Origin of the sequence: Thermosynechococcus sp. QS41 (assembly GCF_031583515.1) — a bacterium.
Classification (GTDB): domain Bacteria; phylum Cyanobacteriota; class Cyanobacteriia; order Thermosynechococcales; family Thermosynechococcaceae; genus Thermosynechococcus.
Genome location: NZ_CP134181.1, coordinates 433,676 through 452,274 on the forward strand (window position 1 = coordinate 433,676; position 18,599 = coordinate 452,274).

Genomic DNA, 18,599 nt, shown 5'->3' on the forward strand with positions numbered 1-18,599 from the left:
GGCAATGGGCAGAATATCCATCAGTCCCCGCCGCCGCAGAATCACTGGTGTGGTGCCAGTCACACACTCATGGTTAAAGAGAATCCCATTACAGGCAAAAAGATTATAGGCCTCGCGATAATTCACCGTTTGCCAGTGGGCATAGACCTTGGCACAGGCATAGGGACTGCGGGGATAAAAGGGGGTCGTTTCCCGCTGCGGCACTTCCTGCACAAGGCCAAACATCTCCGAGGAACCCGCTTGGTAAAACTTCACCTGTTTGCCCGTGCGCTCTTGGTATTCGCGAATCGCCTCTAGGAGTCGCAGCGTCCCCATGGCCACCGTTTCGACGGTGTATTGCGGCGCATCAAAGCTCACCCGCACATGGGATTGCGCTCCCAAATTGTAAATTTCATCGGGCTGGCTCAGTTCTAAAATCCGCCGTAGGGTACCGCCATCGGTGAGATCGCCATAGTGCAGGCGCAGGGGAGCGCCCTCTTGGTGGGGGTCAACGTAAATGTGGTCAATGCGATCGGTGTTAAAGGTGGAGGTGCGGCGAATAATGCCGTGAACTTCATAGCCCTTTTCAAGCAGGAGTTCACTCAGATAGGAACCATCTTGACCTGTGATACCCGTAATTAATGCCCGCTTGCGATCGCCCATCCTTTATTGCCTTGCGCCTAAACGTGTTTGTTCTGGATAGCCCACAGCCCGCTTTAATGCGGCTAGGGAGCGATTATAGTTCAAAATGGCAGCAAGAAGGTTCCCTTGGGCTTGGGTCAAATTCGTTTCGGCATTAGTGACTTCTTGTTGCGTTCCTACCCCCGCTTGAAAACGCAGCCGAGCGAGGCGCAGCCCTTCAGTGGCTTGGGTAACCGCTGTCCGTGCTGTAGCAATGTTTTTCTCATTGGCTCTGAGATTGGTGTAGGCTGTTTCCACCTCTAGGCGGATGATGTTTTTCTGATTGGCATATTGTTCCTCAGCGGTTGCTGCAAGGGCTTCTTGGCGAGCCGCACTGGCGCGGGCATTGCCGCCATCAAAGAGGGCTAATTGCATTTGCAGTCCTACCCCATAGCCAAAACGAGGTGCCAGATCATCGGTGACCTTGTCCAGCAGATTGCCACTGGCAAAGAGACTCAGTTGGGGACGGGTAGCCGCCAATACTACCTGACGATTGTTCAGGGCAATCGTGCGCTGTAGCAGCCGCTGCTCTAGCTCAACACGGTTCTGATAAGCAAGGAGAATACTATCCTCAAGGGAAAGTGACCATTCTTCAGCGGGTTCAACGCGGTCAGCGATCGCCACATCCGCCGTCTGATTCACATTTAAGCGCTGCGCCAACTGTCGCCGGGTGGTGATTTCCAAATGGCGCGCTTGGCTCAAGTTTTGTTGGGCATTGGCAAGGCTCACCTCTGCGGTCAACACATCCAAGAGCGTCCCAATCCCGGCTTGCTCAAAGGCCGTCGCATCCCGCAGGGTCACTTGGGCATTGGCTACGGCAGCTTCAGCAATTTGCACCTGAACCTTGGCCTGTTGCGCCAGATAGTAATCACTGGTTACATCAAGGATCAGTTGTTGAAGTTGGCGTTGTACCTCTAGTTCACTGAAGCGCACTTGGTCGCGAGCTGCTGCAATGGCCGCCGATCGCCCGCCCCCCGCAAACAACGTATAGTTCATCACTAGGACTGCATTCGATGTTGCCCCACTCGTTGCCCCAAAAAGATTGGTGAAAAAGTTCGTAAAATTGAGTTGATTTACTGGTGCAAGGGTAATGGGAGTGAAGTTGGAGGGGGTAGCCGCCTGACTGGCACTATTTTGCAGTTGTTGCAGTTGCTGTTGCAGCTCAAGGTTTTGCTGATCCGAAAACGCCGTGAGTTGGGGGCCTTGAAATCGCTGTTGTAGTCGTTGCACCTGAGTATTCAAAATACGGCTGGCGGCCAGTTGCTGCGTGAGAAGCTGTTGCTGCGCCTGTTGCTGTTGCTGCTGTTGTAAAGAGAGTTGCTGCTGAAAGTTGAGGGGCAGGTAGGCAGGCTGGCCACCGGGGGAGGTATTTTGGCCAATGCTGGCTTGAAACGCAAGGGTGGGATAAAGCTGTGCTTGCACCTGTCGCAGTTGTGCCCGTGCCCGTTGTAGTTGTAGCTCACTAATCTGTAGGCCAATGTTATTGCGAATCGCCACCTCAATCGCTTGCTCGAGGGTAAGGGGTTGATTGAGATCAATCTTGACCGTCTCAGGAAGCGCCAGTCTATCGGGATTGGGGTTGAGGGGCGTGAGGACATCCGAGGCTGGCGTTTGGGAAGATGCCTGTGCCACTGGAGTCGTGGTGGGTGTAGCTTGAACCGAGCTAGACAGCGTCACGGGGGCGATCGCGAGGAGTCCGGCCATCAGCATTGTCTTGGGATTCAAGGCAAGAGCATTCATCATGAGGACTTAGACGCACAACCTACTCAACTCAGCCCCTAGAGGAATTCGCCTAAGCACCGCTAAAGCTTGCCAGCATCCAGCCATGTGCTTCACTCCCACAACACACCCATTCTGCAAAACTCTAGCATGGATTCTCGATTGCGATCGCCCCCTAGAGCAACAGCCGCAGACCACGAGGATTGAAAAGGGGGAGAAAACTGATCTACAATAAGGAACCCTCAAAAAGGAGAGGTGGCTGAGTGGTCGAAAGCGGCAGATTGCTAATCTGTTGATAGGCAGGTAACTCCTATCCGAGGGTTCGAATCCCTCCCTCTCCGTTGAAGAAAAGATCATCCAACCCATTGCGGAGACTGAATCTTGTTGCAAGTCTAACTCCAGTTGGAAGCGGCCAAGGTCAGGGGATAATAAAGGCACATGACCTCTTTGGGATGAGACAATGGCCAGCGACTTAGCAATGACAATTCTCCCCGGTATGACCGTGAAGGTCACCAATCCCAACGATACCTACTACCAATTTCAGGGGATTGTACAGCGGGTTACAGATGGCAAAGTGGCAGTGCTCTTTGAAGGCGGGAACTGGGATAAATTGGTTACGTTTCAGCTCAGTGAGCTAGAGCCAGTGGTGACCACGCCCAAGGGAAAAACGAAAGCGAAAAAGTAAACGATGGCGCGGCGATCGCCTCCCCCCCAGCCCTTTGCGGAAATTATCCAGACAGCAACGGATCACTGCATTGCGCAGTGCCACGAACCCGCTAGCCTCGATTTTCCCGTGGTGCCCGCCTTGGGTAGTTGGGTGCGGATTCCTGAAGGCGATCGCGTGATCTACGGCGTTGTTGCCTATGTGGTGACGGCTCCCCTCGACACCATTCACCGTGCCACCGCCTTGGGGTTATCCCTAGAGCAACTACGGCAGGAGCAGCCCCACATTTTTACCCTGTTGAAAACGGAGATCACGATCGCCATCACTGGCTTTCAGGAACAGGAACGCTTTTATCACCACTTGCCCCCCCGCCCACCCCAAATGCACCAGCAGGTCTATGGCTGTCCTGTTGAGGAAGTGATTGCCTTCAGTGGTACATTGACCTTTTTGCGAACACTGTTGACCCTGCGCTATGGTCCCGGCGATGCCTTGGTGGCGGCAACGCTGCGTTCCTTGTATCAACTCCGCCAGCGCGATCGCCAGTGGCTGGTGCAGGCAGCCCAATACCTGAACCGACTCCTCAAGGATGACTACGATCGCCTGCGGGGCATTATCGAGCAGTTATGATAGCGGGCAAAACAAAAGCAATCACCATCCCCAGCAAAATAACAATTTCTAGGCTCAACAACACTTGATTGGAAGGCTTGAGCCTACCGCCACGCCACCAGTTCCCGATCCGCCGCTCCTCTGGGCGGATTGCAAAACTCACCATTGAAACCAAAAGTGGCCGCCCCCCTGCCTTTGCCCCCAGAATCAAGTGAGACAGCAAACTCAGGAGCACCACACTCCAAGCCCCTAAATGAGCCAAGTACCAGCCTCGATTTAGCTCGCCTGTGGGCAACCACTCCTCCTGCATCATCCGCCCGCTGATAAGGGCAAACGTGACGGCCACTAGCATTAGGGTATTTGCCAACCGTTGCCAAGCGTGCCAATTCCCTTGGGAAAGTTGCGCCAAGGATTTCTTGTGCAACAGCCGGCGATCGCCCCAATGAAAGCAGTAGAGCGCAAAGAAGGGAAACAGCAATAAAAGGACGAGGGCAATCGTCCCGTGGAGGCCTTGAATATCGGGAATCTTGGGTAGGGGCAGTGATCCCCAGCGGCCATCGTAGGTGTTATAGACCCAAAACCCTGAGATGAGAGCGAGGAGTACCAAAATCGCGATCGCCCCATGGGCAAGGCGGAGCAGAAGGGGTTGATAGGGAATCGGTTTGGCCATCGTTATTGACGAGCGGGATGTAATTGCTTGACGAGGCGATCGTACTGCTGCGTTTCCGCCCAATCTAGAATTTCCCGAGCCCGCAGCACCGGTAGTGGGTGAGTCAGTTGACTGGCCTGCAATTCCTTGAAAAGGTTGTACCAACCCCGATCAGCGGCCTCATAGTCACGTGCTTGGGCAATGAAGGCATCGAGATTCAGGCGATCGCTCCACTGGGGCGAGCCACCACAGAGTTTCATCAGCACCGAGGCCACAACCCGCGGGTCTTGGGTCACCAACAAGGCCGCGCGATCGCAGGTGAGTTCAGCACAGCGCAACCAATGCATCAATTGGGTTTGCAGTCCTTGCGCCAAGAGCAAGCCCCAAGGGGAGAGTTGACTGGTGGCAAACAGCAGCAGGTTGGCGATCGTCAGATACACGCCATGCTCGCACTTGAGATGTCCCAACTCGTGCGCCAGTACTGCCTGCAATTCCTTGGGTGTCAGCAATTCCACAAGGGAGGAGTGCAGTACCACAAAGGGCTGCTTGCCCCGCATGGCAAAGGTATAGGCATTGGGGACAGGATGCTGTTTCAGATACAGTTGGGGTGGCTCTAGGCCTAAAATACGGCAAGCCTCGATATGAAGCCCGTAAATGTCTGGAAGTTGCTGTTCACTTAGGCGCAGACTGCTGCCAATATTTTCAAGATAAAAGGCCTGCTCCGCCACCGAACCTAGGAGCGATCGCACGAGAAGATCTAACCCCGGCAGTTGTTGGAGGGCTTGGGTGGCCTCGCGATCGCAGGGATGACGAAACTGATCAGCCCTCAGGCTGGAATACGCTGGAACAGGCATGAAATCGTGATTTTTACTTTGACCCCTCTACTGCCAATTTTAGGGTATGGCACAGGTTTCTCGCATCCCTGCCAAAACGTTCGGCGGTGTTGGGCATGATCTGCGACCTGAGACCAAAAAAAGCTACGGCAAGTGGCTTGCTCCTAGATTAGGTGCTAACCTCTACCGTAGCCTTCTTTAGTCAAGGGAGTTTTAGTTAAAAGGCGTCATCCTCCTCTTCCTCCCCATAGTCATCGTCCTCGTCTAGGAGTTCGTCCTCTTCATCGTCAGCATCACTACTGGCGAATTCAAAATCGCGAGTCCGTCCAGTGATTTTTTCAATCACGTGGGGCGCCGTTTCATCGTCAATGAGGACATCCTCACCGAGGTCAGCGGTCACATTGACCGTCATTGAGGGGGGTTCGGGTTCAGGGCTGATAACGTGGGTTTGACCCAAGCGATCTTCACCCTCTTCCCACTCTTCGTCGCCGTTGCTACTTTCCTCGTAGCTGTTGAAGCCGGTGCCCGCTGGGATGAGACGGCCAATGATGACGTTTTCCTTGAGTCCCCGCAGCCAATCGGACTTGCCTTCAATGGCTGCTTCCGTGAGTACCCGTGTTGTCTCTTGGAAACTGGCGGCTGAAATAAAGCTATCGGTATTCAGCGAAGCCTTGGTAATCCCCAAGAGGACAGGGGTATATTGGGCAGGTGCACCACCGGTGAGTGCCATGGGTTCGTTGGCTTGCTCCGCTTGGCGCAGACTCATGAGTTCCCCAGAGAGAACGATTGTATCGCCGGCATCATCAATCCGTACTTTCGAGGTCATCTGGCGGACGACCACCTCAATGTGTTTATCGGCAATCTCAATCCCTTGGGTGAGATACACCGACTGCACCTCATTGACCAAGAAGGATTGCACCTTCTCAAGGCTAATTTGGGCGGCTTTGAGCAACCCTTGGGGTTTGTAGTACTCAAAGTAAATGGAGAGGATGTCGTGGGGATCCACAGGGCCATCGGTGAGGGGGTCAGCGAGATTGACCTTTTGACCATCCACCACCAAGGGGTTTTGACCCGGCAGAACAGGGTATTCCTGAATCGTGCCATCCTCTTCAATGACTTTGATATCTACGCTGTCATCACTGTTGTAGGTGACTTGACAGGTGCCGGGGCGCACAGCCAGCACGCATTTTTCCTTGGGATGGCGCGCTTCAAGGAGTTCTTCAATCCGAGGTAACCCCTGAATAATGTCCCCCGTTTTCGCCCGCTCAAACACCAACAGGGCGAGGTTATCCCCGCGCTGCACAAGGTCACCGTCCTCAATTTGCAGCACTGCCCCCGGCGAGACAAGGTAGGGACGAGCTAAGCGCAGGATCACGTGCTCATCGGCCACCGCCATGACCGCTGCTGTTTCTGGGGCAGTCACCCCCTTGGCCAGTTCATCGCCGGGACGCACGAGATCGCCAACTTTGACCGTGGGTTTAGCCCCGTTGGTCTCGATCCGCAGGCGATCGCTCTCAGTAACGACCAGAATACGGCGAACCGATTCCCCACTGCGCAAGATCCCCTGCACTTCACCTGCCTGCTTGGCTTTGATGTCCGTGCGGGCAATCACGGCACCGGGGCCAATGTGATCGCCATCCTTGACCAAGAGGGAAGTAAACGTACTGCCTTGGGTTTGATCGGCAGCAATGTCACGGCGAATCACCAAGGATTCCAGAATCACCAGTTGGAGGCGCTGGGCTTCTGGATCCACCTCATCCGTCACAATTTCAATGTCAGCAGCCAGTTGGGGGGCTTCGTTGCCAATTTCAAGGACTAACTGTGTCCGCAGCAGATCAACGCCATCAACGGACTTAACTCGCTCATCGTGTTTGTAGGGCAACCGCTGCACAGCCCGCAGGCGAATGGACTGTCCTGAGCTATCACTGGAGTCTTGGCTGGGTACCGATGGCTCATCAGGCACGCTAAATTCTTGAACGGGGCGCAGCAGAATCGCTGGTCCTTCGGGAGTGTCCTCCAGATAATCCACTTGCGAGAGGGTTTCGACCACAAGGCCGGGGAGTACCTCTTCACCCGGACGCGCCAACACACCATGCTTCAGCCGCGCGGCTTCCGGATCATCCACAAGGTGCAGTTCGCCGGGCTTGATAATAATTTCCCGCAGGATGTCGTTTTTCTGGATGACTTCGACGACACCGCTGTTTTGACAGAAGATGTCCTTGACAACCTCCGTCCCTGCTTCGACGTATTGGTTGTCCTCGACCATGAGCAGCGAGATGTCTTTATTGACCTCATGGGTTTCTTCGGGAATCCACAGGAGCGTCCCCCCCTTGAGGACTTCGTAGCCCTGCTTGGCTTTGCCTTTTTTGGCCACTTCAATGTCGGCATATTTGAGGATACCGCCAGTCGTGGTGTGGTAGCGATCGTCAATGAGTTCGGCCACCACTTGACCATTGGCAACTTTCGTACCGGGGGCAGCTTTCAAGGAGAAGCGCTGACCAGTGGCGGTTTCAATAATGTAATGCTCGCGTCCCTGCTGGGTTTCTTTGAGCACCTTGGCTTTATCGAGCATCACCGAGGCAGTAATAATTTCCACCTCGCGACCGCCTTTGCTGTCCTGTTGCTCAGGGAGACGCACGACACCGCCATGCTCGGTTTTCACCGTAGTTTCTGCCAGCACGGCCCCGGCTTCAATGCGATCGCCATTTTTCACCACTGGCTCCGCACCGGGGGGCAGGTTATAGACTTCCCCAGACAGTACCCAAATCAAGCCACCTTTGGGGGCAATGCGCGTTGTGGTGCCTTGGCGATCGCGCTTCTCCTCTGCTTCGAGGTTGACGAACTTCACTTGACCCGCCAAATCCGAGGCCACATCCTTGGTCACTTTCTCCGTGGACTTGCGGACACTGCGGGAGGCCTGCGCCACTTCCGCCAACAATTGACCCGCTGCAACGGTTTCACCCTCTGCCACTAGCACAATTGACCCTTGGGAGAGGTCAAATTCTTGGCTTTGCTGACCACCTTTGATCACAAGCTTGCCAGCGGTTTCGACAATAAAGGCATCATCCCCGTGACGAGTGCGGTAGGGACGTACCCGTAATTTCTTGCCGTACTCCACCGTGCCAGCAAAGGGAGCGCGTTCTTGGCGAGCCACTTCCCCCGTAAACACCCCACCGGTGTGGAATGTGCGCATGGTCAACTGTGTACCAGGTTCACCAATGGATTGAGCCGCAATAATTCCCACCGCTTCCCCCATATCCACCAGTTGGGCATGGGCAAGGCTCCAGCCGTAGCAGAGACGACACACAGAGCCAGTGGCCTCGCAGGTAAGAGGCGATCGCACCACTACTTCTTCGATACCCGCATCAACAATTTTCTTCGCTAGATCAGCAGAGATGGCTTGATTTTTGGCCACCAGCACTTCGCCCGTTTCCGGATGGCAGACATCATTGAGCACCACTCGACCCAAAAGCCGATCCTCTAGCGCCAGTACCTTATCCCCCACCGTCATACTGCGCAGCGTAATGCCCCGCTCCGTTTCACAATCCTCTTCGCGGATAATCACATCTTGAGAGACATCCACCAAGCGCCGGGTCAGGTAACCGGAGTCCGCCGTCCGCAGTGCTGTATCCACCAGTCCTTTACGCGCACCGTAGGAGGAGATAATGTACTCCGTCACCGTCAGCCCTTCGCGGAAGTTGGTTTTAATCGGCAGGTCAATGATTTCCCCTTGGGGATTGGCCATTAACCCCCGCATTCCCACCAACTGGCGCACCTGCGAGAGGTTCCCCCGTGCCCCCGAGAAGGCCATCATATACACGGAGTTGAGGACATCAGTATTACGGAAGTGCCGCACCACCTCGTTTTTCAGTTCTTCGTTGGTGGTGTTCCAAGTGTCAATCACCTTCTGGAAGCGTTCTACCTCCGTAATTTCACCCCGCGAGTAGCGCTCTTGAGCGGTTTTAATTTCCTTTTCAGCAGCTTCGAGGAGTTCCTGTTTTTTCGGGGGCACGAGCAGGTCATCAACACTGATGGAGACACCGGCGCGGGTGGCATAGCGAAAGCCAAGGTCTTTGACTTTGTCGGCCATTTCCGCTGTGCGGGCGGTGCCAAAGTTGCTAAACGACCAAGCAATTAGGTTCCGCAAGCCTTTTTTGTCAATGATGCGGTTAAAGAAAACAGGCTTTTTCTCAGTCATGGTGTTGGGGTCTCCCAAATTAACTGGCTAGGGCTTCTTGAATCGTTTGGTTGTAGATGATGCGACCGGGGGTGGTGCGGATGTATTGGGAAATCAGTTGACCGTTAGCATCCTCCTTGACCCGCCGCAGGGAATACTCCAGTAAACGGGAACCATCTTCATAGGTCGTAATCTGAGGTTCACTGGTATCACCATCGTCCACCTCACCGTCGTAGCGCACCCAGACAAAGGCATGGAGCGGCAAGTGTCCCTGTTCGTAGGCCATGACCACGTCTTGGAAGTTGGCATAGTAGCGATCGCTATAATCTGGCAGCTTCGGATTTTCTGCCGTCAAGTAATAGCAACCCAAAACCATGTCTTGGCTGGGAGTAATAATCGGCTTGCCCGTGGCCGGCGACAGAATATTATTTGAGGCTAGCATCAGCATCCGCGCCTCCGCTTGAGCCTCAATCGAGAGGGGCACGTGCACCGCCATTTGGTCACCGTCAAAGTCCGCGTTGAAGGCAGGACACACCAAGGGGTGCAGTTGAATGGCACGCCCTTCCACCAGAATCGGCTCAAAGGCCTGAATCCCCAAACGGTGGAGGGTCGGCGCCCGGTTGAGCAGCACGGGGTGACCCTCAATCACCTCCTCCAGCACATCCCAAATTTGGGGGTCATTGCGCTGGATCATCCGCTTTGCTGCCTTAATGTTGTTGACAATTTGTTGGCGAATCAAGCGGTGAATCACAAAGGGCTGGAAGAGTTCAATGGCCATTTCCCGAGGCAGGCCGCACTGGTGCATTTGCAGTTTTGGCCCCACCACAATCACCGAACGACCGGAGTAGTCCACCCGTTTCCCCAGCAGGTTTTGGCGGAAGCGACCCTGTTTCCCCTCAATAATGTCGGAAAGGGACTTCAGGGGACGGTTATTGGCGCCCACTACCGTACGACCGCGACGACCATTATCAATCAGGGCATCCACCGCCTCTTGAAGCATGCGCTTCTCATTCCGCACAATAATCTCGGGGGCGAGAATCTCTTGCAGGCGGGCAAGGCGGTTGTTGCGGTTAATGACGCGGCGGTACAGGTCATTAAGGTCAGAGGTGGCAAAACGCCCGCCATCTAACTGCACCATTGGCCGCAGATCCGGTGGAATCACGGGAATGACCGTCAAAACCATCCACTCCGGCTTTGCTCCAGTGGCAATGAAGTTGTCAATGACCCGCAGCCGTTTGATCAGCTTGGCGCGTTTTTGCCCCTTGGAGTTGAGGATTTCCTGCCGCAGTTGGTCGGCCTCCCCTTGCAGATCTAAAGCCTGAAGCAGGCGTTGAATGGCTTCAGCCCCAATACCCACCTCAATACCCTCTAGCTCCGAGTCTTCGCTGTAGATCTCTTCTTCAATTTCCTGCCACTGATCTTCGCTTAGGAGCTGCTTGTAGCTGAGACCGGGGTGATTGCCCGGATCTAGCACTACATAGGAGTTGAAATAGACAATTTGCTCTACATCCCGCAGGGGCATATCCAGCAGGATCGCCATGTAGCTGGGAATCCCCTTCAGATACCAGACATGGGTCACTGGGGCAGCCAACTTAATGTAGCCCATGCGATGGCGGCGCACCCGCGATTCGGTGACTTCAACGCCACAACGTTCGCAGACAATGCCACGATGGCGCACCCGCTTGTATTTACCGCAGTGGCACTCCCAATCCTTAGCAGGACCAAAAATCCGCTCGCAGAAGAGGCCGTCCATCTCCGGCTTGAGGGTGCGATAGTTAATGGTTTCTGGTTTAGTCACCTCGCCCACCACTTGACCGTTGGGGAGCGTGCGCTGCCCCCATTGGATGATGCGCTCCGGTGACGCGAGAGACACTTTTACATAATCAAAGCGTTGCTCGATTCTGGGCATAAACTCACAAATCCTTTGGCGGTGAATGGATCAAGGGGGCGATCGCCCCCCAAACAAGCTGACTCAGTTCTAAGTGTTTAGAATGTCGTTGCCCCTTCTTTGTCGTCCGTGTCGTCGAGGGCACTGTAGTCAATTGTGGGTCGTGCCGGGGTACGGCGAGGGCTGACATCCACCATCAAATCCACCTCGGGGTCAGGTTTCATTTCGCCATCGTCATCAAAGCTGGGAATACTGGCCTTGCGCACGGAAATATCCAAGCACAGGGATTGCAGCTCCCGCATCAGCACCTTGAAGGACTCTGGCGTGCCCGGTCGTGGAATGGATTGCCCTTTAACAATGGCATTGAGGGCTTCATTGCGTCCTTGCATATCATCGGACTTGACCGTCAGCAACTCTTGGAGAATATAGGCGGCACCATAGGCCTCCAATGCCCACACCTCCATTTCGCCAAAGCGCTGACCCCCTTGCTGGGCTTTACCACCGAGGGGCTGTTGAGTAACCAAAGAGTAAGGCCCTGTGGAGCGGGCGTGGATCTTATCGTCCACCAAGTGCACGAGCTTCAGCATATAGGCCATCCCCACCGTCACTGGCCGGTCAAAGGGTTCACCGGTGCGGCCATCATAGACGACCATTTTGCCCGGATCCTCAGGATTAAAGACCCAATCTTGACCCGTGACTTCTTTGGCCTCTTGTAGCTTGGCATGGACGGTTTCGCGGGATTTTTCCTTGCCGTGCATTTCATCAAAGGGAGTAATTTTGAACCGACGACCAAGACACTCCCCAGCCCAGCCCAGCAAACACTCATAGACTTGCCCCACATTCATCCGTGAAGGCACCCCCAAGGGATTGAGGACAATATCCACGGGGCGACCATCGGGCAGGAAGGGCATATCCTCCACCGGGAGAATGCGGGAAATAATCCCCTTATTGCCGTGGCGGCCGGCCATTTTGTCCCCCACCTGAATTTTGCGCTTCTGGGCCACATAGACCCGCACCACCATATTGGCACCGGGGGGTAGTTCATCTCCCTGCTCACGGGTAAAGACGCGCACATCGACAACGCGACCTTTTTCACCATTGGGCACCCGCAGGGAGTTATCCCGCACATCCCGCGCTTTTTCACCAAAGATGGCACGCAGAAGTTTTTCTTCGGGGGGCTGATCCGATTCCCCTTTGGGGGTGACTTTACCAACGAGAATATCGCCCGCCTCGACAAAGGCACCGATGCGGATAATGCCGTTTTCATCTAACTGTCGCAAGGCATCCTCGGACACGTTGGGCACTTCGCGGGTAATTTCCTCTGGTCCAAGTTTGGTTTGCCGCGCCTCGATCTCGTACTTCTCAATGTGGATGGAGGTATAGACATCCTCTTGAACTAGCCGCTCGCTGATCAGGATGGCGTCTTCGTAGTTGTAGCCTTCCCAAGGCATATAGGCCACAAGGATGTTTTGGCCAAGGGCTAGTTCGCCCCCCTCAGTGGCGGAGCCATCAGCAATCACCTGTCCTGCCTGCACGCGATCGCCGACAAAGACAATCGGTCGTTGATTCAAGCAAGTATCTTGGTTGGAGCGCTGGTACTTTTGCAGCGTGTAGGTCATCTCAGGGCCGTTATCGGTTTTGACGCGAATTTGATTGGCATCCACATAGGTGACCACACCATTGGTCTGGCTGAGAATCACCATCCCAGAGTCCCGTGCTGCCTGAGCCTCTAGACCTGTACCCACTAAGGGACGGTGCGGTCGCAACAGGGGGACTGCCTGCCGCTGCATGTTGGATCCCATGAGGGCACGGTTGGCGTCATCGTGCTCTAGGAAGGGAATCAGCGAGGTGGCCACAGAGATAATCTGTACTGGCGAAACTGCCACGTAGTCCACCTGATCGGGGGTGGTGGTGGTGAAATCTTGACGATAGCGTACCGGCACCACATCCCCAAGGATGTAGCCGTTTTCATCGGTGGGCACATCCCCCGGTGCTACCCGCTTATCATCTTCTTCGTCAGCGGTCATGTAGATAGGCGGCTGATCCCTCAGGACGCGACCATCTTTCACCGGATAGAAAGGCGTCTCAATAAAGCCATATTCATTGACGCGGGCATGGGTGGCCAAGGAACCAATCAACCCAGCGTTGGGACCTTCAGGAGTTTCAATGGGGCAAATGCGACCATAGTGACTCGGGTGAATATCCCGCACCGCAAAGCCCGCCCGCTCACGGGTGAGCCCCCCAGGGCCTAGGGCACTCAAGCGCCGTTTATGGGTGAGTTCCGCGAGGGGGTTGGTTTGATCCATGAATTGGGAAAGCTGGCTAGAGCCAAAGAATTCCTTAATGGCCGCCACCAATGGCTTCGGATTCACCAGCGAAGTGGGCGTCAAAGAATCCGTGTCAGACACCGTCATCCGCTCGCGGATAATCCGCTCTAGGCGATTAAGGCCAACGCGCACTTGGTTTTGCAGCAATTCACCCACAGAACGGACGCGGCGGTTGCCTAGGTGATCAATGTCATCAATCGTGCCCAGATCAAACTCGAGGTTAATTAGATAATCAATGGCCGCAAGAATATCTTCTGGGGTGAGGATGCGTACCGAGTCGGGAATATTCAGCTGCAACTTGCGGTTGAGCTTATAGCGACCCACCCGGCCAAGGTCATAGCGTTTGGGATCAAAGAAGCGCGACTCCAGAAGCTGTTGTCCCCCTGAAACCGTGGGCGGCTCCCCTGGGCGTAGTTTTTTGTACAATTCAATGAGGGCGTCTTCTTCGGAGAATTTGCCTTCTTTTTCAACAGTTTTTTGGTAGTACTCGGGGTGACGCAGCCGCTCTAGAATTTCGCTATCGGTTAACCCCAAGGCCTTGAGGAGAACATGGGCTGAAAGCTTGCGGGTTTTGTCAATGCGCACCCACAGCAAATCATTCTTGTCGGTTTCAAACTTCAGCCAAGCCCCTCGGTTAGGAATCAGGCTGGCATTGTAGGTACGGCGACCATTTTTGTCGGTTTCTGATTTGTAGTAAACACCAGGACTGCGGACAATCTGGTTGACAATGACGCGCTCTGCACCATTGATAATAAACGTGCCGCGATCGGTCATCAGGGGCAGATCGCCGATGAACACATCTTGGTCAATGATATTACCATTTTCTTTGTTAATGAGGCGAGTCGGGACATACATTTGCATTGAGTAGGTGGCATCCCGCCGCTTGGCCTCATCGACGCTATACTTCGGCTCCTTGAGTCGGTAGTCCTTGGCCAAAAAGTGCAACTCAATTTTGCCGGTATAATCAGTAATGGGGGAGAAACTCTCTAGCTCTTCAATGAGTCCTTCTTCCAGAAACCATCGGAAGCTGGCCCGCTGAATCTCGACAAGGTCTGGCAAGGTAAAAGCGGGTGGCGTGTAAATCTGATTACTAGCCATGTATATCCTCTAGAGGGTATCGCTAAAACGCGGATCTTGCATCTTAAATGAAGAGGCGTTGCCCTGTCAAGCACACCAAAAGCTCCGCTTACGGCAAACACTGCCGCCGGAGACCTCTGGCAAGATGAAGCTGTTGGAAACGAGAAGAGTTGACAAGTGCCACTGCCGCGCTTGCAAGCCGCTACCTATGACCATAGCACAGAGTTCTTACAGTTAAGCGACAGTTCACTAATAGTTATGGGGTTTGCTGCAACTTCAATCCTGTGTGCAGGGTTTCCAAAACAAGCGTTAAATGACCGTCTCTTAGGGCTGGCCAGTGTAGCCACAATCCAGAGAAGTGCCCACTGCGAAAAATGCCGTGGTCATCGGGCGCTTGACGGCGGTAGCTTGTTCCTTCCCTGAGATACCAGTGAAAATCCTGCTCCGGTACCACCCAGACCAAGTATTCCTGAACCCCACAGCGACAATAAACCTCTAGTTTGTCGTGGAGATCGTAGGCGGCACTGCTACTGGCAATTTCGACAATGAGTTCAGGCGCCCCTTCAAGATAATCATCCTCGCTGATACGGGAGGTGCCATTGACAAGGCGCAGCAGGGCATCGGGTTGCACCACTGTTTGGGCATCTAAGCGGACGGTGGCATTATCGAGCACCATGACGTTGGCTGTTGCCACTTCAAAGGCCATCAACCAGCCCATGACGAGACTGTGGGGACGGCTGTGGGAATTCACCCGCACAGGGGAGGCCACGTACACGACTCCGTTAATGAGTTCAGCTTTTTTAATATGGGGACATTGGGCATATAGGCGCTCAAAGGCCTCGCGACTGAGGCGATCGCCACTCTCCAACATTGGCACTGTCCCCTGCGGAGCTGCAAACATGATCGGCGGATTTGCCCTGCACTGCTTGCCTCTATTCTAGGCTAGGCGGAAAGGCCAATTGTGGTTTCTGAGAGGCGGCCATCTTCCATGTGAATAATGCGATCGGCGACATCAAGAATACGGTTATCGTGGGTCACAATTAAAATGGTGCAGCCCTGTTCGCGGGCAAGGGTACGCATAATTTCCACCACATCGCGCCCGGATTTTTTATCGAGGGCAGCCGTCGGTTCATCGGCAAGGACAATTTTGGGATGTCCCACGAGAGCGCGGGCGATCGCCACCCGTTGCTTTTGCCCCCCCGAAAGTTCATGGGGATAGTAGTCAAGGCGCTCTCCAAGACCAACGGCACAGAGCATGGCTTCCACCCGCTCTCGAACTTCCTGTGGACTGAGGTGGGGTTGCAAATCCAGCGCCATTTGCACATTTTGGCGAGCCGTCAAGGCATGGAGCAGATTGTGCCCTTGGAAGATGTAGCCCGTTTGCCGCCGAATTTGAATCTGCTGCTCTTTTGTGGCGTTGCGTAGCTCCTGACCCAGAACCCGCAGACTGCCCTCTTGTGCCGATCGCAAGGCACCGATCAGGGTTAACAGTGTGGTTTTCCCTGACCCCGAAGGCCCCGTCATGATCACAATTTCACCCGCCTCAATGCGAGCGCAGAGATCAAAGAGAATTTGCTTGCGCAGTTGCCCCTGACCAAAGTAGTGATTGAGGCCTTGAATGTGGATCACTGGCTCCATAACACTCTCCTAGAAAATATCGGCAGGATCAGCTGCTTGGATCCGCCGCATGGCGATCGCCCCCGAAAGGGTACACATCAGCACTGTGAGGGTAAAGACCAAACTGGCGCGCTCTACGGTCATCCACACTGGCAGTGACGTGGCTCTGGCAATCAGGATGTAGAGTAAAAATGACACGATAAAGCCTGGAACATAGCCGATACAGGAGAGAATCAAAGACTCCTGCATGACCACGCCATAGAAGAAGATATCGCGGTAGCCCATGGCCTTGAGGGTGGCATACTCCGCCAAGTGATCCGTGACATCGGTGTAGAGAATTTGATAGACAATCACCGAGCCAACGATAAATCCCATCAGGGCACCAAGGGAGAAAATAAAGCCAATGGAGGTACTCTTTTCCCAATAACTGCGCTCAAACTCAGCAAACTCCTCACGGGTCATCACCAGTACATCATTGCCGAGGGAAGCATTCATCCGCCGTGCCAATGCTTTCGTATTCACCCCCGGCTGCACCCGTACTAAACCCACATCGATTAGCCCCGGATGACGTTCGGGGAAAAGGCGCAAAAAGTTCAAATCACTCGTGAGCAAATTACCATCGGCACCAAAGTTGGCTCCCATGCGAAACAAGCCTGCCACGGTGATTTTGCGGCCAGAGACTTCGGTCGTGACCTCTTCCCCCTGGCGGTATAGCTCAGGAATCGGGCCAAACTCAGCGCGGGATTGGGCATCAAAAAGAACATGGTCCGCTAGCTTAATCGCATCTTGCCAGTGGGGGGTATCGGATACGGCAATGGACACCGCCAGCGGATCGACGCCAATCACCATCAGTTGGCGAGTACTTTTGTTAATGGGATTGCGCCAGAGACCAAAACTCAGGTAGAGGGGAGAAACCGACTCGACCCCTTCAAAGCCCGCTGCTTGGTAGAGTCGCCGCCGCGGGAAGCTGCGCATGGCAATCAGCGCCGTGGATTGGGGACTAATGAGGACAATATCGGTGTTTAAGCTCTCGTGGAAGCGCACTGCCGCCTTAAAGAGGGCATCGCGAAAGCCAAACTGCATCAGCATCAGCACCACTGCAAAGGCAATGCCCGCGATCGCCACCAAGAGCCGAATGCGCTCTCGAATCAGTTGTAGCCAAGCTAAGGGAATTGCAAAAATCATCCTTGAACCTCAGCGCGGATCAATGGCAATTTCCACTTGCATATTTGTTAAACCCGCCACCGGCTCACTGTTGTCAAGGCGAATTTTCACTTCCACAACCCGCGCATCGGTTTTTGCGGCTGGATCCGTATCAGTCACGTCATTCTTGGCCACCACCAAACCCACTTGCGCCACGCGGCCGGTAATGGGGGCCTTCAAGGCACGACTGCGAATTTCCGCGGGCTGACCCACCCGCACACGAGGAACATCGGTTTCATAGACTTCAGCAACGGCATACATTTGATCGGTGTTGCCCAGTTCGAGAATCCCGCGTTCGTTGATGGTTTCGCCGGCTCTGGTGTGAATCCGCAGCACCCGACCATTGCGGGGGGCGCGAATAATGGTGCGCTCAAGGCGGGCTTCTGCCAGTTGCAGATTGCGCTCTGCTGAGAGGAGCTGCACTTGGGTTTGTACCCGTCCCAGATTGGCTTGGGCGGCTTCGATCTGAGCAGTGGCGGTGGCAAGTTCCGTACGCCGTTCCTCCTGTAGGCGAACAAGGTTGGCTTGGGCGTTGCGTAATTCTTCCTGTAAGCTCCGAACGCGAACTGTGCGATCGTCGAGATCCTGTTGCGACACTGCCCCATTGGCAAAAAGTTGGGCAAAACGCTGGTACTCGCGGTTGGCGGTCTCTAATTCCGCTTGAATGCGTTGAATCGTGGCCTGCTGGGCTTGAATGGCGGCAATGGCCGGTTCATTGGCGCGATCGCGCCGCCGCTCGGCTTCGGCAATTTGAGCAAGGGCGAGGCGGGTTTCGGCCTCATAGCGTAAGCGGGCTTCCTGCAACTGACTGACCGCCAAATCGCGTTCGGCTTTGCGCTCCGGATAGGTATCTAAATAGGCAAGGGGTTGACCGGCGACCACGCGATCGCCCTCGCGCACTAACAACTGTCCTAGCCGTTCGGTCATTGAGGGAGCACTGACGGCCACAACTTCCCCTTCGGGTTCCAATCGACCCAAGGCGGTAATGCGATCGCTCATGGGATTAGCAAGGGCTGCCTGAATTGTCTGTTCTTCATTGACCCGTTGACGTTGCTGCCAATAGTTCAAACTGAATGCCAAGCTGCCTAATCCGATGGCGATCGCCCCCCCGATCAGCCATGGACGACCAACTTTGCTGAGAAACGGCTGTCCCATGGGACGACCTCGTGAATGCAGTGC

12 protein-coding genes, 1 tRNA gene and 1 pseudogene are annotated in these 18,599 nt (G+C 54.6%); 3 read left to right on the forward strand and 11 right to left on the reverse strand.

The window, feature by feature from the left end; translation table 11 throughout:
- Nucleotides 1–66: 66 nt before the first annotated feature.
- Nucleotides 67–642, reverse strand: a pseudogene (locus RHJ80_RS02030) (GDP-mannose 4,6-dehydratase); the annotation flags it as partial.
- 3 nt (nt 643–645) lie between these two features.
- A complete protein-coding gene (locus RHJ80_RS02035) occupies nt 646–2,403 on the reverse strand; it encodes a TolC family protein (protein WP_310801364.1) in 1,758 nt (585 codons plus the stop codon).
- 225 nt (nt 2,404–2,628) lie between these two features.
- On the opposite strand from RHJ80_RS02035, the gene RHJ80_RS02040 reads away from it, so the two are divergent.
- The 3 genes from RHJ80_RS02040 to RHJ80_RS02050 all read left to right on the forward strand — a co-directional run bounded on the left by RHJ80_RS02040 (nt 2,629) and on the right by RHJ80_RS02050 (nt 3,670).
- Nucleotides 2,629–2,720: transfer RNA gene (locus RHJ80_RS02040), tRNA-Ser, on the forward strand.
- 137 nt (nt 2,721–2,857) lie between these two features.
- Entirely contained in the window at nt 2,858–3,064 is a 207-nt protein-coding gene (locus RHJ80_RS02045) for an NAD(P)H dehydrogenase subunit NdhS (RefSeq protein WP_315862972.1), read from the forward strand.
- Between the two features lie 3 nt (nt 3,065–3,067).
- Nucleotides 3,068–3,670, forward strand: coding sequence for an HAS-barrel domain-containing protein (locus tag RHJ80_RS02050; RefSeq protein ID WP_310801366.1), 603 nt, complete (start codon nt 3,068–3,070; stop codon nt 3,668–3,670).
- Here the strand turns inward: RHJ80_RS02050 and RHJ80_RS02055 are convergent.
- From RHJ80_RS02055 to RHJ80_RS02095, 9 genes are all read right to left on the reverse strand, one after another.
- On the reverse strand, nt 3,654–4,319 hold the full coding sequence (locus RHJ80_RS02055) for a cytochrome b/b6 domain-containing protein (protein WP_310801367.1): 666 nt from the start codon (nt 4,317–4,319) through the stop codon (nt 3,654–3,656). The two genes, RHJ80_RS02050 and RHJ80_RS02055, sit on opposite strands and share 17 nt — an antisense overlap.
- Before the next feature lie 2 nt (nt 4,320–4,321).
- Entirely contained in the window at nt 4,322–5,152 is an 831-nt protein-coding gene (locus RHJ80_RS02060; protein WP_302677174.1) for a M48 family metallopeptidase, read from the reverse strand.
- 196 nt (nt 5,153–5,348) lie between these two features.
- Nucleotides 5,349–9,329, reverse strand: coding sequence for a DNA-directed RNA polymerase subunit beta'' (locus RHJ80_RS02065; protein ID WP_310801368.1), 3,981 nt, complete (start codon nt 9,327–9,329; stop codon nt 5,349–5,351).
- A gap of 19 nt (nt 9,330–9,348) precedes the next feature.
- The gene (locus RHJ80_RS02070; RefSeq protein WP_302678714.1) at nt 9,349–11,217 is read right to left on the reverse strand and encodes a DNA-directed RNA polymerase subunit gamma; all 1,869 of its coding nucleotides are present in this window, start codon (nt 11,215–11,217) and stop codon (nt 9,349–9,351) included.
- A 77-nt stretch (nt 11,218–11,294) separates the two neighbouring features.
- Nucleotides 11,295–14,621 (reverse strand): DNA-directed RNA polymerase subunit beta, encoded by a 3,327-nt coding sequence (gene rpoB, locus RHJ80_RS02075; protein WP_302677177.1) that lies wholly within the window; start codon nt 14,619–14,621, stop codon nt 11,295–11,297.
- A 235-nt stretch (nt 14,622–14,856) separates the two neighbouring features.
- Complete coding sequence (locus tag RHJ80_RS02080) at nt 14,857–15,501, reverse strand: Uma2 family endonuclease (RefSeq protein WP_310744024.1); 645 nt, start codon at nt 15,499–15,501, stop codon at nt 14,857–14,859.
- 41 nt (nt 15,502–15,542) lie between these two features.
- Nucleotides 15,543–16,238 carry a DevA family ABC transporter ATP-binding protein gene (locus tag RHJ80_RS02085; protein ID WP_206200858.1) on the reverse strand — a complete coding sequence of 232 codons (696 nt, stop codon included), beginning with the start codon at nt 16,236–16,238 and terminating at the stop codon, nt 15,543–15,545.
- 9 nt (nt 16,239–16,247) lie between these two features.
- On the reverse strand, nt 16,248–17,402 hold the full coding sequence (devC, locus tag RHJ80_RS02090) for an ABC transporter permease DevC (RefSeq protein WP_206200859.1): 1,155 nt from the start codon (nt 17,400–17,402) through the stop codon (nt 16,248–16,250).
- A gap of 9 nt (nt 17,403–17,411) precedes the next feature.
- The gene (locus tag RHJ80_RS02095) at nt 17,412–18,575 is read right to left on the reverse strand and encodes an ABC exporter membrane fusion protein (RefSeq protein WP_206200860.1); all 1,164 of its coding nucleotides are present in this window, start codon (nt 18,573–18,575) and stop codon (nt 17,412–17,414) included.
- Between the last annotated feature and the right edge of the window lie 24 nt (nt 18,576–18,599).

Coding starts and splice junctions, on each gene's coding strand:
- RHJ80_RS02065 (WP_310801368.1), bottom strand. CDS start 9,329: ATGACTGAGAAAAAGCCTGTTTTCTTTAACCGCATCATTGACAAAAAA.
- RHJ80_RS02070 (WP_302678714.1), bottom strand. CDS start 11,217: ATGCCCAGAATCGAGCAACGCTTTGATTATGTAAAAGTGTCTCTCGCG.
- RHJ80_RS02050 (WP_310801366.1), top strand. CDS start 3,068: ATGGCGCGGCGATCGCCTCCCCCCCAGCCCTTTGCGGAAATTATCCAG.
- RHJ80_RS02060 (WP_302677174.1), bottom strand. CDS start 5,152: ATGCCTGTTCCAGCGTATTCCAGCCTGAGGGCTGATCAGTTTCGTCAT.
- RHJ80_RS02055 (WP_310801367.1), bottom strand. CDS start 4,319: ATGGCCAAACCGATTCCCTATCAACCCCTTCTGCTCCGCCTTGCCCAT.
- rpoB (WP_302677177.1), bottom strand. CDS start 14,621: ATGGCTAGTAATCAGATTTACACGCCACCCGCTTTTACCTTGCCAGAC.
- RHJ80_RS02095 (WP_206200860.1), bottom strand. CDS start 18,575: ATGGGACAGCCGTTTCTCAGCAAAGTTGGTCGTCCATGGCTGATCGGG.
- RHJ80_RS02080 (WP_310744024.1), bottom strand. CDS start 15,501: ATGTTTGCAGCTCCGCAGGGGACAGTGCCAATGTTGGAGAGTGGCGAT.
- devC (WP_206200859.1), bottom strand. CDS start 17,402: ATGATTTTTGCAATTCCCTTAGCTTGGCTACAACTGATTCGAGAGCGC.
- RHJ80_RS02045 (WP_315862972.1), top strand. CDS start 2,858: ATGACAATTCTCCCCGGTATGACCGTGAAGGTCACCAATCCCAACGAT.
- RHJ80_RS02035 (WP_310801364.1), bottom strand. CDS start 2,403: ATGATGAATGCTCTTGCCTTGAATCCCAAGACAATGCTGATGGCCGGA.
- RHJ80_RS02085 (WP_206200858.1), bottom strand. CDS start 16,238: ATGGAGCCAGTGATCCACATTCAAGGCCTCAATCACTACTTTGGTCAG.